We start from the raw sequence: 14,177 nt of genomic DNA on the forward strand, positions 1-14,177 counted from the left end.
AACGGCTACCCCTCGGCCGAGTCCTCGACGTGGTCGCCGAGCGCGAGGAGGACCCGGCGCAGCAGACCGGCGAGCTGCTCGCGCTCGGCGGCGGTGAGCCCGGCGAGCTGGCGCTCCTCGCCGACGAGGTGGTGCTCGACGAGGCGGTTGGCCAGCTCCTCACCGGCACCGGTCAGCGAGATCAGCACCCGCCGGCGGTGGGCGGGGTCGACGGCCCGGTCGACCAGGCCCTTCTCCACGAGGCGGTCGATGCGGTTGGTGAGCGCCGCGGAGCTGACCATCGCGGCCGAGCTCAGCTCACCGGCGTTGAGGACGTGCGGCGGGCCGGAGCGCAGCAGGGTCGCCAGGACGTCGAACTCCCAGGGTTCGATGCCGTGGACGGCGAGGTTGTCCTTGATCCCGCGCTCCAGCAGGCGCGAGGCGCGGGAGATGCGGCCGATCACCGCCATCGGGGAGGCGTCCAGGTCGGGGCGGACCGCGCGCCACTGGGCGGTGATGCGGTCGACGCCGTCGTGCTGCTGCGGCTGCTGTTCCGTCATGCGGCGAGTCTAACAGTTCGACGTGGAAATGTTTGACAGTGCGGATCCAGCGTGCCTATAGTTTCGATATCGAAATTTTCGACAGAGGTGGAATGTCATGAAGATCCTGCTCACCGGCGCCACCGGCTACATCGGCTCCGCCGTCGCCGAGCACCTCGCCGCCGCCGGCCACCAGGTCGTCGCGCTCACCCGCAACCCCGAGCCGCAGCCCGACCGGGGCTGGCACGCCCAGGTGGTCGGCGACACCGCCGACCCGGCCTCGCTGGCCGGCGCGGTGACCCCCGACATCGAGGGCGTGATCCACCTGGCTCCCCCGAGCGGCGACGTCGACGTCGACACCGCCGTCATCGGGGCGCTCACCGCTCCGCTGCGCGGCACCGGCCGCCCCTTCGTCTACACCAGCGGCGTCTGGGTGCTCGGCGCCACCGGCGAGGCCCAGGAGGTCGACGAGGAGGCCCCGACCGACCCGATCGACATCGTCGGCTACCGCCCGCGGATCGAGCAGCGCGTCCTGGCCGAGGCCGCCGAGGGCGTGCGCGCGGTCGTCGTGCGGCCCGGCATCGTGTACGGCCGCGGCGGCGGCATCCCCGCCGTCCTGGTCGACCGGGCCCGCCGGCAGGGGGCTCCGGAGTACTACGGCGAGGAGGGCGTGCGCTGGCCGACCGTCCACGTGGACGACCTCGCCGACCTGTTCGTGACCGCCGTCGAGCGGGCCGAGGCCGGCACCCTCTGGCACGGCGTCGGCGAGTCGGCCGTCCCGGTGCGCGAGCTCGCCCGGGCCGCCGGCCGAGCGGCCGGGGTGCCCGGCGCCCCGGAGCTGGTGCCGCTGGAGCAGGCCGGCGAGGTGTTCGGCCCGCTCTTCGCGGGCGCGCTCGCCCTCGACCAGAGCGTCAGCGGCGCCGCCGCCCGCGCCGCGCTCGGTTGGAAGCCGCAGCGGCAGGGCGCGGTGGCCGAGCTGGTGTCGGGCTCGTACTGACCGCCCGACCGGCCGGCGGGCCCGTCGTTCCTCCACGGGCGAAGGGCCCGCCGGGCGGCGCGGCGCCCACGCGGGCGCGGACCGGGCGCGCCCGGCGCGCGGCCCGGTCTCTGCCATCGGCCACCCGGCCCCCGGCCGGAACCGGCCGGGTGACGGACCGGTTGCACTCGCGTGAAGCACCTCCGCCGCGCCGTCCGTGGTACCGCACATCTCGTCACCCGGCTCTGCTCCGCCATCGAGCGCCTCGACGCGCGCGCGGACGCCGCTCTGAGGGCCCGGCTGCGCCCGCTCGTCACCCGCCTGGCCACCCTGCTGCAACGGATGGCCGCCGCCAACTGCAGCGACGCCCTCACCCGTCACCTCCCCTGCCGCGCCGCCCGCGAGCGCACCCGGGACCGCTCCGCGGCCACCGGGCCCTCGCCGCTGGACGACTGACCGGCGGGAGTGCCGGGGCCCGTTCCCGGGGCCCGGCTTCGAACCCCCGTCGCCCCTCGTCCGCCCGGAGGGCGGCCCGGGCGGCGTCCGGGCCGCGTCCGGGCGCGTGCATCGGCGGTGCGGAGGCGGGGGCGCCTCCCGGCCGCCGGGCGGGGGGTGCGTCGGCCGGGAGGCGGGGGTTCGGAGCCGGGCCCGGCTAGGCGCGGCAGAGGCCGGTGGTCCAGTCGACGGTGGCCGTGGCGCGGGAGTACTGCCACTCGGGGCCGAGCAGTTCCCGGTCCAGCTGGGCGGCGGCGCCCCGGTCCTCCACGAGGTGGCCGTAGTCCTGGAGCCAGGCCGGGTAGAGGTTCTTCGAGCCGATGTAGAACGCCTCGTCGTCCACCGCGACCAGCTTGTGGTGCAGCGCGTACGGGTGGCCGTCGGCCCAGGTGGCGGCGGGGGCGGCACGGAAGGTGGCGAGCTGGAGGTTGCCGCACAGCGCGGCGCCCGCCCGGCCGCCGTCGCCGGTGAGGGCGGTGAGGCGGGCCTTGAGCAGATCGCCGATCTCGGCGAGCGACTTGATCTGCGAGTAGCCGCCGCTGCCGATCGCGCCCCGGTTCGCCGGGTCGCTGACCACGATCCGCACCTTCACGCCGTCGGCGAGCTTGGCGGCGAGCGTGTCGTAGAGGCGGGCGTCGTAGCGGGCGAGGGGCGGGCAGGTGGCGTTGAGGTCCTGCTGGGAAATCTCGACGTGCCGGCGGGCGCTGCCGACGAGGGCGCGCAGGGCGTTCTCCTCGGGGTTGACCGTCTCGTAGTCGCGGTCGGCGTTGGTGTTGTCGTGCAGCGCGAGCGCGCTGCACCGGGCGTCCGCGGCCCCGGGGACGGATCCGGGGCGGTAGGCGGAGCCGGGGTCGGCGTCCTTGATCCCGACGCCGAGACCGCCGACGGCGATCACCGGGACGGTGCCCGCGGCGGGGGCCGGCGGGTTGAGCTCGCGCTCGGCCGACGGGCGGCAGGCGCTGCCGTCGGAGGAGGCGAACCAGGCGTTGTCGAACACCCCGGTGCGGGCGCAGGTCCACTCCCAGAGGGTGTCCAGGTAGCGGGCGGCGGAGGTCGCGGCGGGGCCGGCCAGCGCGAGGTCGACGTCCGAGACGGGGTGGGCGGTGTCGAGGTAGTCGCCCTTCCAGCCGTTGATGCCACCGGACATGACGGTGCGTCCGTCGACGACGAGCAGCTTGGAGTGGTTCCAGGAGAAGGCGGTGCGCGAGGCCGTCATCGAGGCGACGGTGAGGCTGACCGACCCGGCCGCGGAGCCCAGCCGGGAGACGAGCTCGTCCCGGTACCGGGAGGGCAGCACGGTGGAGTGGTAGACCGGCGCGGCGCCGGCCAGGATGCGCACCACGGGGCGGTGGCCGGCCGCGACGGAGGCCTTGAGACCGGCGACCAGGGCGTCCTGGAAGCCGCCGTCGGGGAACGGCGCGAGGGTGGAGAGGTCGACGGTGCGGGTGGCGGCGGAGACGTCGGCGGCGATCCCGGCGAGCAGCGCCCGGGTGCCGGGGCGGTCGGCGCAGCTGGCGTCGCCCCAGCAGCCGGGCGTCTGGAGCAGCCAGCCGGCCGGGCCGGCGGGATTCGCGGCTCCGGCGAGGCCGTTGCCCTCGGTGCGCTCCCACACGGTGCCCTCCAGCCCGGGGGACACCTCCCGCAGGACGCGTTCGACGGCGTCGAGGTGCGGGGCGGCCGGGCCGGCCGTCGCCCCGGCGGCCGCGGCGGAGTCCGCGTGGGCGGGGGCGGCCGGGGCGACGGCGAGCAGGGTGGTGGCCGCGGCGGCGGCGAGAGCGGTGCGCAGCGCGCGACCGGAGCGGCGGGAGCCGGGTCGGGACACGTGATGTTCCTTCAGCGAAGAGCGGGCGGCGGGTCGTTCACCCGCCGGACGCCGCAACATTACCCACAAGTAATATCCGGTCCAATTTGTGCATGCCAATCAGCCACCGGGCCTGAATCGCACCCGCCGACCGGCCCCCGCCGTTCGCCGGGCACGCCCGCCAGGCGCGTCGGGCCCGCCAGGCGGGCAGCGGCAGGACCCGGCGGACCTCCGCCGCGCCGACGGCACGGTGGAGCCCGGCGCCGACGACCGGCCCGGCGTGCCGGACCGGGCCCGGGGCGGCGCGGGCCCGTACGGTCGGCGCATGTCCTTCGGCCTGCTCGCGGCGCTGGCCGCCGCCCTGCTCACCGGATCCGCCACCGTGCTGCAGGCGGTCGGGGCGCGTCGGGCCGCCGCCGGGCAGCGGCCCGGCGGGGCGGCCGCGCTGGCGGGGACCTTGCGGCAGTGGCCGTTCCTCGCGGGGGTCGGGATGGACATGCTCGGCTTCGGCGCCGAACTCCTGGCGCTGGAGCGGCTGCCGCTGTACGAGGTGGAGGCGGTGCTCGCCTCGGCGCTCGCGGTGACGGCCGTCGGCGCGGCCCGGGTGCTGCACGTGCGGCTGCGGCGCAGCGAGTGGGCCGGGGTGGCGGCGGTGTGCGCGGGGCTGTGCGTGCTCGCCGTCAGCGCCGGACGCGACGGGCCCGGGCACGGCACCCCGGCGCTGCGGCTCGGCACGCTGCTCGTCGCGGCCCTGCTGGCCGGTGCGGGCTGGGCGGTCGTACGGTTCGGCGGGAGCCGGCGGGCACCGCTGCTGGGGCTGGTCGCCGGTCTTCAGTTCGGCGTGGTCGGCGTCGCCGTGCGGGTCCTGCCGGACCCCCGGCTGCCGGACCTGCTGACCGAACCGGCCGCCTACGCGATCGCGTGCGCCGGGCTGGCCGGCTTCGCCGCGCTCACCTGGGCGATGCAGAACGGGTCGGTCACGGCCGCGACGGCGGCCATGGTGCTCGGCGAGACGCTGGGACCGGCCGTGGTCGGTGTGCTGCTGCTCGGCGACCACACCCGCCACGACCTCGAACCGCTCGCGGTCGCGGGCTTCGCGGCAGCGGTGTGCGGGGCCCTCACCCTCGCCCGCTTCGGGGACGCCGAACAACCCGCCCCCGCCGACGCGGCGCCCTGACCGCGCCCGCCCCGGCGGACGGACCCCGCGGACGGACCCCGCGGACGGACCACGGCGGACGGACCACGGCCCGGGGCGCACGACGGTCACGGGGCGGTTCCGGTCCGGGCGGCGGCGGTTGCCGCGGCAGGCGGCCGGGTAACCCCGGGGCGGGACGGAGGCGGGAGCATGGCGCTCTACTGCGAACTGTGCGGCAGCAGCACGGACGGGGCCGAGCGGCTCGGCCGCTACTGCCCGGGCGAGTACTGCGGCACCGATCTGCGGGCCGGGCCGGACGCGGCCGTCCGGGCCTGGTGCGAGCCGCCGCGCCGGTTCGGGACCGCCGGCGGCACCGTCACCCTGGACCTGCTCGTCCACAACGAGGGGCCGCACCCGACCGGCTTCCGCCTCGAACCCGTCGAACCCCTCAAAGGCCGGCTGGACTTCGACCGGCGGGCCGTCGAGGAGCCGCTGCCCGCCGGGGCGACCCGCCGGATCGAACTGCGCTGCACGCTGCCGCCGGTCCTCGCCGGGGCGGGCCCGGACATCGCCTCCCGGTTCGGCGTCCCCGGGGCCGGGGCGGCGGGGCGGGTGCACGGCACGCCGCACGTGCGGCTCGGGGTGGCCCTGCGGGTGGTCGCGCTCGCGGCCCACCAGGGCGCGGCCTGCGCCGCGTTCGCGGTGGACGTGCCCGAGCGGCCCGAGCGGCCCGGGGGTGCCGAGGACGGGCGCGCGCGGGACGGGAGCGGGACCGCGCGGGGCCTCGACGGCGGGCCGCCGTCCCCGGCCCCGCCGCAGCCCGCCGGCCCAGCCGCCGGCCGACCCGGCGGCGGCTGCGGGGCCCTGGCACTGGCCCTGCTGGCGGCACTCGCCCTGGCACTCGCCCTGGCGCTCGTCGCGGTGGTCCTGGTCCTCGGCACGGGCCCGGGAGCGGCTTCGTCCCGCCCGGACGCCACGGCACCCCGGATCGCCGACGGACATCCGCGCACACCGATGGATTGACGCGGCATCAGACCGGACGGACCCCCGGGTGCACCCTGTCGGTGGAGGGTGCTTGCATACGGGGCATGTCTGACGATCAGCAGGTGAGGGCGGGGACTTCGGACCCCGCGGCCGGCCGGCCCACGGGCGTGCCCGCGGACGCGGAGTACCTCCAGGAGTGGGAGCTCGCCGACGGCGGGCCGACGTGGCCGGTCTGGGCGGCCGGAGCGCGCCGGGACGGCGCGCCCACCGGCCCGTGGCGGCTGTGGCGCCCCGACGGGACGCTGCTGGAGGAGAGCGGCTGGCACGACGGCCGGCGCCACGGGACGCTGCTGCGCTACCACGACGACGGCACCCTGGCGGTGCGTGCCGAGCACCGCCACGGCACACCGGTCGTCGTCACCGGCCACCGCAGCGACCGCCCGAGCCGCGACCCGTTCTCGTTCGACGGCCTGCCGGAGGTCCTGCGCTCGGCGGTCCACGCATACGACGAGCAGGGCGTCCGGATCCGTCAGGCCTGCTTCGCCGCCGACGGCACCGAGGTGACCGCCGAGGGCGAGCCCGTGCCCGAACGCCCGGCCGGTGTGCCGGAGATCGCCACCTTCTGGCCGACCGGCCAGTGGTCGGCGCCGCGCTGGGGGAAGGACGGCCGGCTCATGGGCGTGGCCCGGCACTGGACCGCCGACGGCGCCGCCGACCGGCTGGTCCACAACCGGGCGGGCGACGAGGTCGCCCGCTTCCCGCGCGGTGACGCCGGGCCCGACCCGCTGATCGAGGCGGCCCGCGACGGCGACGCCGCGTCCGTCGACCTGTGCCTGGCGGCCGGCCTCGGCGCCTCGCCGGGCGCGGCGCGGTTCGCCGCCTACGAGGGGCTGCCGGAGCTGGCGCTGCGGCTGCTCCGGTCGGAGCCGCCCGCGACGGCGGAGCCGGCCGAGGTGCGGACCCCGCCCGCGGTGCCGTCCGCCGGCGTGCCCGAGGACGCGGTGTGGGTGGCGGGCCTGCTCGCGTTCGTCACCGGCGACCTCGACGGCGGGACCGGGGCCGCCACCGGGACGTGGCGGCTGTGGAAGCAGGCCTGGGAGAGCACCTCCGACACCAAGGGGCCGGAGTACGACCGCCCCGACAGCTTCTACCACGGGTACGAGGAGACCGACTTCGCCGACGACAGGCCGGTGGAGCGCAGGACGTACCTGGGCTCGCGCACCCTCTACCGGGTGGACCGCTACCGGCCGGACGGCCGGCCGCGGTCGCGGCGCGACTACAAGGACGGGGCGCCCGCGCGCGAGCGCGAGTGGCCCGACGACGGCACCACCGTCCACCGGCGGTTCCACGAGGACGGCTCCCTGCGGGTCGAGCGCACCGAACGCGACGGCACCCTCCTCACCGAGCACTGGTACGGCGCCGACGGCACCCTGACGGCGGACGTCGTACCCACCGACGTCACGATCGAGGGGGCAGCCGTCGAACGGTGGCGCGCCCGGGACGCGGACGGGGCACTGATCGCCGAGGGGTACGTCGAGCCCGGTGTCGGCGGCGGCCCGGTCGGGACCTGGCACGTGCACGGCACCGGCGCGGCCGGGCCGGGGAGCGTGACCTTCGCGGGCCTGGACCTCGCCCGCGACGAGGACCTCGGCGAGGCCGCCCGCACCCTGCACGCCTGGCACACGGCGCCCGTGCCGGCCGGGCTGCGCGACGCCGGGACGGTGCCGTGGGGCGAGCTGGAGACGTTCTTCGGCCGCCCGGAGCACGTGCCGTTCCTGCTCAAGGGGCTGGCGCTCCCCGGCCTCGGGGCGTTCTCCCTGGCGCTGGGGCAGCTGTCGGTGATGCTGCTGCACCAGCACACCGTCGCGGAGGCCACCGGGCCGGCGTTCCGGTCCATGAGCGCGCTGGTCGACCGGGTCGAGCCGGCCGACGCCCGGGCCGCGCTGCTGAGTTTCCTGGCCGACATCGCGACGCGCGACGGCAGCCTCGACGCCGCGCACGAGCTCAAGGGCATCCTCGCGGCCCTCCCCGACGCCGACGCCGTCGGCGCCGACGGCGACACCGGTCCGGAGGAGCACTTCGCCGACAGCGGCGCCGAGCCCGCCTACCACGAGATCTACCGGTCCCTCGCCGACGCGGTGCCGGTCTGGGCCGGCCAGGCCGCCGATCCGGACGCCCGGATCCGGCGCGCGGCCGTCGCCCTGCTCGCCGCCGCGCCGGGCGGGGTGGCGGCCGGGGCGCTGCACGAGCGCCTCGCCCTGGAACCCGAACCCGGGATCCGTGCGGAGATCCTGCTCGGCCTGGCCCTGCACGAGGCCGGCCCCGACATCCTCCGCGCGCTGGAGCGGCACCTCGCCGACGACGATCCGCTGCTGCGCTTCTGCGCGGCCCTGACCTGGGTGCGCACCCACCGCTCCCCCGCCCGCCCGGGCGCCCGGCCGCTGATCGAGCTGCTCCGCGGCGAACTGGACGTCACCGGCTTCGACGAGCTGTACCTCGGGGCGGGCGACCCGGCCACCGACGCCGCCACCGCCCTCGCGCTCCTGCCGTCCGAGCAGGCCGAACCGCTGCTGGGCGAGCTGTGCGCCGTGCTGGACGAGGTCAACGCCATCGACGCCGTCGCCGTCGCGGGTGCCCTGCTCGACATCGTGTTCCCGATCGAGGCGTACACCGACGGCGAGCCGCTGACGGAGGCGCAGCGCACGGTGATCCGCGCGATCGCCGGCTCCACCCTGGCCTGGGAGTTCAACGTCAACCTGCGCGAGGTGCTGGACGTCAACGGTCTGCCGCGCCACGCCCGGGAGCTGCGGGCCCTCGCCGACACCGCGCCCGGCGCCGAGCCGGCCGGGACGCCGGACGGGACGTCGGACAGGTCGTAGCCGGCCGGGTGCCCCGGGTGGGCCGCCGGAGGGGCGGCCCACCCGGGGCGGGGCCCGGCCGGGTCAGCGGCGGTTGCGGCCCGTCAGGAAGGCGGTGCCCCAGGCCGCCAGCGCGGCGATCGCCAGGCCCAGCAGCGAGATCCACTCGGAGCCGTCCCAGCCGCCCCACCACGCCTTGGCCGGGCCGAAGGGCTCGTGCTCCAGCATGAACTGGAGGCCGTCGGCCCCGCTGTCACGGAGGACCATGAAGGGAACCGCGTTGGCGTAACCGAAGAAGGCACCGAGCACGGCCACCACGGCGCCCGCGATCCACGCGCCCGGGCTGCGGCGGCCTACCAGGCCCACCAGCAGGCCCACCACCGCCCCGTTGACGAAGGCGTGCGCCAGGTAGAGCGTGTGCACGCTGCCCCGGGACTGCTGCGCGTCGAAGGTGAACACGAAGATCGCGCTGTAGACCGCCGCCACGACGAGCGAGGCGGCGAAGCCGAGGAAGAACGCGCCGACCGGGCTGCCGGAGGCGCGCGGCGGCGCGTACGGCGCAGCCGGGGCCGGGCCCGGGTACGGCTGGCCCGGATACGGCTGGCCGGCGTACGGCTGCCCCGGGTACGGCTGCGGGACGCCGTAGGCCGGTGGCTGCTGGGGCTGGGGCGGCTGCTGGTACGGGTTGGGATCGCCGTTCGGGTACGGCGGCGGCTGGCTCACGTGGTCCCCCGGGTGAAGAAGTGGTGGCGAAAGTATGCGGAGTTGCGCCGGGTGCATCAACTCCGCGTCCCGGCGCGCTGGAGGTGCGCCTCGGCAAGGCCTGACGCGGCGGCCCGCCCGACGGACGCTGTCGCCGACGGGCGGACGCTGACGCAACCGACCGGACCGTCCACCTCCAGGCCCCGGCCTCCGGGTGACGGTACAACAGCCGGCAGCAGCCCCGGACCGGCGGCCCTTGCCGCCGCGGGCGGGCCCGTCCGGCCGAAGTCGTGCTTTCCCTGCGAGAGCCCACGCCAGGGCTCTACGGTGTCCGCATCGGCACGACCGCACGGTGTCAGGTGCGTGAAGGGGTGGACTTTGATGGATGTTCCGCTGGCGGACGCGGTCGCGGCGGTGCGCGACGAACTGCTCGAAGCCGCCGCGCGGGCCGGTGACGACCCGCAGGTGGTGTTCGCGGTCGGGCCGGTGGAGATGGAGTTCGAGGTCGAGCTGCGCGCCGACGCCAAGGCCAAGGCCGGGTTCAAGCTCTGGGCGGTCGGCGCCGAGACCGAGGCCGGCGTCTCACGCGCCCGCACCCACCGCGTCACCTTCACCCTCACCCCCAGGTGCCCAGGGGGCGGCGACCTTCTGGTCCGATCCGCCCAGGAGCGCCCCGACGGGCCGGGCGACAGCACCGGACGCCTCAGCGACTGAGAACCGGACCTGCGGCCGGCCCACATGAGCCGGTCGCGGCCACGTGGCGGCGAGCAGGACGAGTGGTAGGGGGCACGGGTGGAGCGGGTACGGCTGGCCGGGGTGGACGGCCCGGGTGGACGCGGGTCCGGGTACGCGGTCGGCGGCAGACTGGTCCTGACCTCCGCCCACGTCACCGGACCCGCCGGGACGGGCGTGACGGTCTTCCACCCGGCCGGCACCGGCACCGCGACCGGAACCGTGCTCTGGGCCGGGACCCCTGGCGGACGCGACGACGCGGCACTCGTCCTGGTCGACGACTCCCCGCACTGGCAGCCACCCACCGCACCCGTCCAGTGGGGGCGACCGGACACCACCCGCCCCGGTGCCCCGTGCGAGACGTGGGGCGTCCCGGACGAGGCCCAGCGCCCCGACCACTCCGCCGAGGCCTCGCACCTCCACGGGGAGGTGAACCCGGGCAGCGGCTTCGTCGGCAACCAGTACGTCATGGACCTGCGCACGCCGGGTACGGGATGGCCCGGTGACGGGACGTCGCCGTGGGGCGGACTGTCGGGAGCGGCGGTGTTCTGCGACCGCTACCTCACCGGCGTCGTCGCCTCCGACCGCGCCCACTCCAACCACGGCCGCCTCAACGTCGTCCCCTCCTACGTCCTCCACCACGACCTCGCCTTCCGCACCACCCTCACCGAGCACAGCGGAAGCCCTGCGGGCGGGCTGGAGGCGGTGGAGTTCCAGGACATCGCCGACCCCACCACCACCGCCGCGGTACGGCGCGCCCCGGTGACACCGGCGGCCCTGCTGGAGGCCGGGCGGCAGATCGTCCCCTTCCACGGCCGCGAGGACCTGCTCGCCGAGCTGGAGGCGTGGTGCGGACGGGACGGGTTCGGTGCGTGGCTGCTGCACGGCCCGGCCGGGCAGGGCAAGACCCGCCTCGCCCACTACTTCGGCCGCAGGCTCGCCGGCCGGGGCTGGACGGTGCTGTGGCCCCGCTCCGGCGCCGGGCCCGAGCAACTGCGCGAACTGCGGCGCGCGGCCAGGCCGTTGCTGGTCGTCCTCGACTACGCCGAGACCCGCCCTGAACAACTCGGCGCGATCGTCGACGCTGCCGCCGAGCACCCCGGCACCAGCCCGTTCAAACTCCTGCTGCTGGCCCGGACCGCCGGCGACTGGTGGCAGCAGGCCCGCGACGCCAGCCGGCAGGCCGAGGACCACCTCACCTCTGCCCGCGCCCACCGCCTCACCGCGCTGGAGGACAACCCGGACCGGCGCGCCAGCCACTACCACGACGCCGCCCACGCCCTCGCGGCCGTGCTCCCCTTCGTCGTGGGCCTCGCCGGGCCCGACTGGGCCGCGGGCGCCACGAGCCTGCGGCCGCCCCGGCGGCTCGGCCTGGACGACGCCTACGGCAACGCGCTCACCCTCCACATGACCGCCCTCGCCGACCTCCTCGACACCGCACGCACCGAACTCGCGGACCGCACCGGGAACGAGGAAGCGCGGGACGTCGAGGACCGGCTCCTCGGCCACGAAGCCCGCTACTGGCGTGACGCCGCCACCGCCCACGGCCTCGTCCCCGGCCTGAGCCTGGACACCCTGAGGACCGCGCTCGCCGCCGCCCACCTCACCGGCGCCGGCGACCGCGGACAGGCCGACCTGCTCTGGCAGCGCCTGCCCGCGCTCGCGGACCAATCACGCGACCGACGTGACCGGATCACCGCCTGGCTCACCGCCCTCTACCCCACCACGGTCCCGGGCTCACCGTGGGGCGCGCTGCAGCCGGACCGCCTCGCCGAACGCCACATCGGACGGGTCCTCGAAACCGACCCCGCCCTCGCCGACCGTCTCCTCGACGGCGCCGACGACCCCCAGAGCGGGCAACTCCTCACCGTCTACAGCCGGGCCGCCGCCCACCCCTCCTTCCAGGGCCGCCTCGACACCCCGCTCACCGACCTCTGCCTCCGCCACCACGAGGCCCTGGCCGTCCACATCATCACGACCGCGACCCGCACCGACCACCCGGCCCCGCTCATCACCGCCCTCGACACCCTCACCACCGACCCCACCGCCCCACTCGACACCCTCGACACCCTCCACGATCTCTTCCCCCACACCAGCCACCGCCTCGCCACCACCGCGGCCCGCGTCGCCACCACCATCACGCAGCACTGTCGCTCCCTGGCCGAGGCGAACCCGGACGCCCACCTGCCCGGCCTCGCCATGGCCCTCAACAACCTCTCCAACCGGCTCGGCGAGGTGGGCCGGCCGGCGGAGGGCCTGGCCGCCGCCGAAGAATCCGTCGCCATCCGCCGCGCCCTCGCCGAGGCCAACCCGAACACCCACCTGCCCGGCCTCGCCACCGCGCTCAACAACCTCTCCAGCCGGCTGGGCGTCCTGGGGCGGCGGGCAGAGGGTCTGGTTGTCGTCGAGGAATCCGTCGGCCACTACCGCGTCCTGGCCGAGGCCGACCCGAACGCCCATCTGTCCGGCCTCGCCAGCGCCCTCAACAACCTCTCCAACTGGCTGGGCATCCTGGGGCGGCGGGCAGAGGGCCTCGCCGCCGTCGAAGAATCCGTCGCCATCCGCCGCACTCTGGCCGAGGCCACCCCGGACGCCCACCTGCCCGACCTCGCCATGGCCCTCAACAACCTCTCCGTCCGACTCGGCGAGGTGGGCCGGCGGACGGAGGGCCTGGCCGCCACCGAAGAAGCCGTCGCCATCTTCCGCACCCTCAGCGAGACCAACCCCGACGCCCACCTGCCCGACCTCGCCACCGCGCTCAACAACCTCTCCATCGACCTCGGCGAGGCGGGCCGGCGGACGGAGGGCCTCGTCGCCGCCGACGAATCCGTCGCCATCTTCCGCACCCTCAGCGAGACCAACCCGGACGCCCACCTGCCCGACCTCGCCGGCACCCTCAACAACCTCTCCAACCGGCTGGGCGCCCTGGGGCGGCGGGCGGAGGGCCTGGCCGCCGCCGAAGAAGCCGTCGCCATTCTCCGCACCCTCAGCGAGACCAACCCGGACGCCCACCTGTCCGACCTCGCCGGCGCCCTCAACAGCCTCTCCATCGAGCTCGGCGAGGCGGGCCGGCGGGCGGCGGGCCTCGCCGCCGCCGACGAAGCCGTCGCCATCCGCCGCACCCTCAGCGAGACCAACCCCGACGCCCACCTGCCCGGCCTCGCCATGGCCCTCAACAACCTCTCCGTCCGGCTGGGCGCCCTGGGGCGGCGGACGGAGGGCCTGGCCGCCGTCGAGGAAGCCGTCGGCCACTACCGCGTCCTGGCCGAGGCCGGCCCGGACGCCCACCTGCCCGGCCTCGCCAGCGCCCTCAACAGCCTGTCCATCGAGCTCGGCGAGGCGGGCCGGCGGGCGGAGGGCCTCGCCGCCGTCGAAGAATCCGTCGCCATTCTCCGCACCCTCAGCGGGACCAACCCCGGTGCCCACCTGCCCGACCTCGCCAGCGCCCTCAACAACCTCTCCATCGACCTCGGCGAGGCGGGCCGGCGGGCGGAGGGCCTCGCCGCCGCCGAAGAATCCGTCGCCATCTTCCGCGCCCTCGGCGAGACCGACCCCGGTGCCCACCTGCCCGGCCTCGCCAGCGCCCTCAACAGCTTCTCCATCGAGCTCGGCGAGGTGGGCCTGCGGGCGGAAAGCCTGGCCGCCGTCGAAGAAGCCGTCGCCATCCGCCGCGCCCTCGCCGAGGCCGACCCCGCCTCCTTCGGACCGGCTCTTCGGCAATCCCTGGCCGTGGCCAACTGGCTTGAGGGGATCGGTCCGTAGGCGAGTAGGACGGATACCGCCGAATCCTCCGGCACGAGGAACACGGCACGTTCGGAATGACGCTCCCCGCCGGGCCGGCCGGATCAGCCGGATCGGCCGGACCGGCCGGTCGACCCACCACCGGCGTGACGGCGGGTCGGCAGCTCCGGCGCCGAGGACCCCTGCGATCAACGGATCATCAGGAAACCCGGGAGGACGCGGCGGCGACGGACGC

Annotated in this window: 10 protein-coding genes; 7 read left to right on the top strand and 3 right to left on the bottom strand. The window is 76.4% G+C overall.

Going from position 1 to position 14,177, the window contains the following annotated elements; translation table 11 throughout:
- Nucleotides 1-5: 5 nt before the first annotated feature.
- Nucleotides 6-539 carry a MarR family winged helix-turn-helix transcriptional regulator gene (locus ACFVVL_RS12185; protein ID WP_387673819.1) on the bottom strand — a complete coding sequence of 178 codons (534 nt, stop codon included), beginning with the start codon at nucleotides 537-539 and terminating at the stop codon, nucleotides 6-8.
- Nucleotides 540-636: 97 nt separating this feature from the next.
- Between ACFVVL_RS12185 and ACFVVL_RS12190 the strand changes: the two genes are divergently transcribed.
- Together ACFVVL_RS12190 and ACFVVL_RS12195 are read left to right on the top strand one after the other, a co-directional pair.
- On the top strand, nucleotides 637-1,515 hold the full coding sequence (locus ACFVVL_RS12190; RefSeq protein WP_380298115.1) for an NAD-dependent epimerase/dehydratase family protein: 879 nt from the start codon (nucleotides 637-639) through the stop codon (nucleotides 1,513-1,515).
- 171 nt (nucleotides 1,516-1,686) lie between these two features.
- Nucleotides 1,687-1,950: a hypothetical protein gene (locus ACFVVL_RS12195; RefSeq protein WP_380298642.1), complete on the top strand. Its 264-nt coding sequence runs from the start codon at nucleotides 1,687-1,689 to the stop codon at nucleotides 1,948-1,950.
- A 196-nt stretch (nucleotides 1,951-2,146) separates the two neighbouring features.
- Here the strand turns inward: ACFVVL_RS12195 and ACFVVL_RS12200 are convergent, their stop codons facing one another.
- Nucleotides 2,147-3,811, bottom strand: a complete 1,665-nt coding sequence (locus ACFVVL_RS12200) for a phospholipase (protein ID WP_387673823.1) — start codon at nucleotides 3,809-3,811, stop codon at nucleotides 2,147-2,149.
- Nucleotides 3,812-4,115: 304 nt separating this feature from the next.
- Here ACFVVL_RS12200 and ACFVVL_RS12205 point away from each other — a divergent pair, with 304 nt between their 5' ends.
- The 3 genes from ACFVVL_RS12205 (at nucleotide 4,116) to ACFVVL_RS12215 (ending at nucleotide 8,788) form a co-directional block, all read left to right on the top strand.
- Entirely contained in the window at nucleotides 4,116-4,967 is an 852-nt protein-coding gene (locus ACFVVL_RS12205) for a hypothetical protein (RefSeq protein ID WP_387673825.1), read from the top strand.
- A gap of 168 nt (nucleotides 4,968-5,135) precedes the next feature.
- Nucleotides 5,136-5,948: a hypothetical protein gene (locus ACFVVL_RS12210; RefSeq protein WP_387673828.1), complete on the top strand. Its 813-nt coding sequence runs from the start codon at nucleotides 5,136-5,138 to the stop codon at nucleotides 5,946-5,948.
- Between the two features lie 65 nt (nucleotides 5,949-6,013).
- Nucleotides 6,014-8,788: a hypothetical protein gene (locus ACFVVL_RS12215; RefSeq protein WP_387673831.1), complete on the top strand. Its 2,775-nt coding sequence runs from the start codon at nucleotides 6,014-6,016 to the stop codon at nucleotides 8,786-8,788.
- Nucleotides 8,789-8,851: 63 nt separating this feature from the next.
- Here ACFVVL_RS12215 and ACFVVL_RS12220 read toward each other — a convergent pair whose 3' ends face one another.
- Nucleotides 8,852-9,490, bottom strand: a complete 639-nt coding sequence (locus ACFVVL_RS12220; RefSeq protein WP_387673834.1) for a hypothetical protein — start codon at nucleotides 9,488-9,490, stop codon at nucleotides 8,852-8,854.
- A 360-nt stretch (nucleotides 9,491-9,850) separates the two neighbouring features.
- Between ACFVVL_RS12220 and ACFVVL_RS12225 the strand changes: the two genes are divergently transcribed.
- Nucleotides 9,851-10,183: a trypco2 family protein gene (locus ACFVVL_RS12225; RefSeq protein ID WP_387673837.1), complete on the top strand. Its 333-nt coding sequence runs from the start codon at nucleotides 9,851-9,853 to the stop codon at nucleotides 10,181-10,183.
- A 78-nt stretch (nucleotides 10,184-10,261) separates the two neighbouring features.
- Nucleotides 10,262-13,963, top strand: coding sequence for a tetratricopeptide repeat protein (locus ACFVVL_RS12230; RefSeq protein WP_387673840.1), 3,702 nt, complete (start codon nucleotides 10,262-10,264; stop codon nucleotides 13,961-13,963).
- Nucleotides 13,964-14,177: the final 214 nt, after the last annotated feature.

Origin of the sequence: Kitasatospora sp. NPDC058115 (assembly GCF_042884635.1) — a bacterium.
Classification (GTDB): Bacteria; Actinomycetota; Actinomycetes; order Streptomycetales; family Streptomycetaceae; genus Kitasatospora.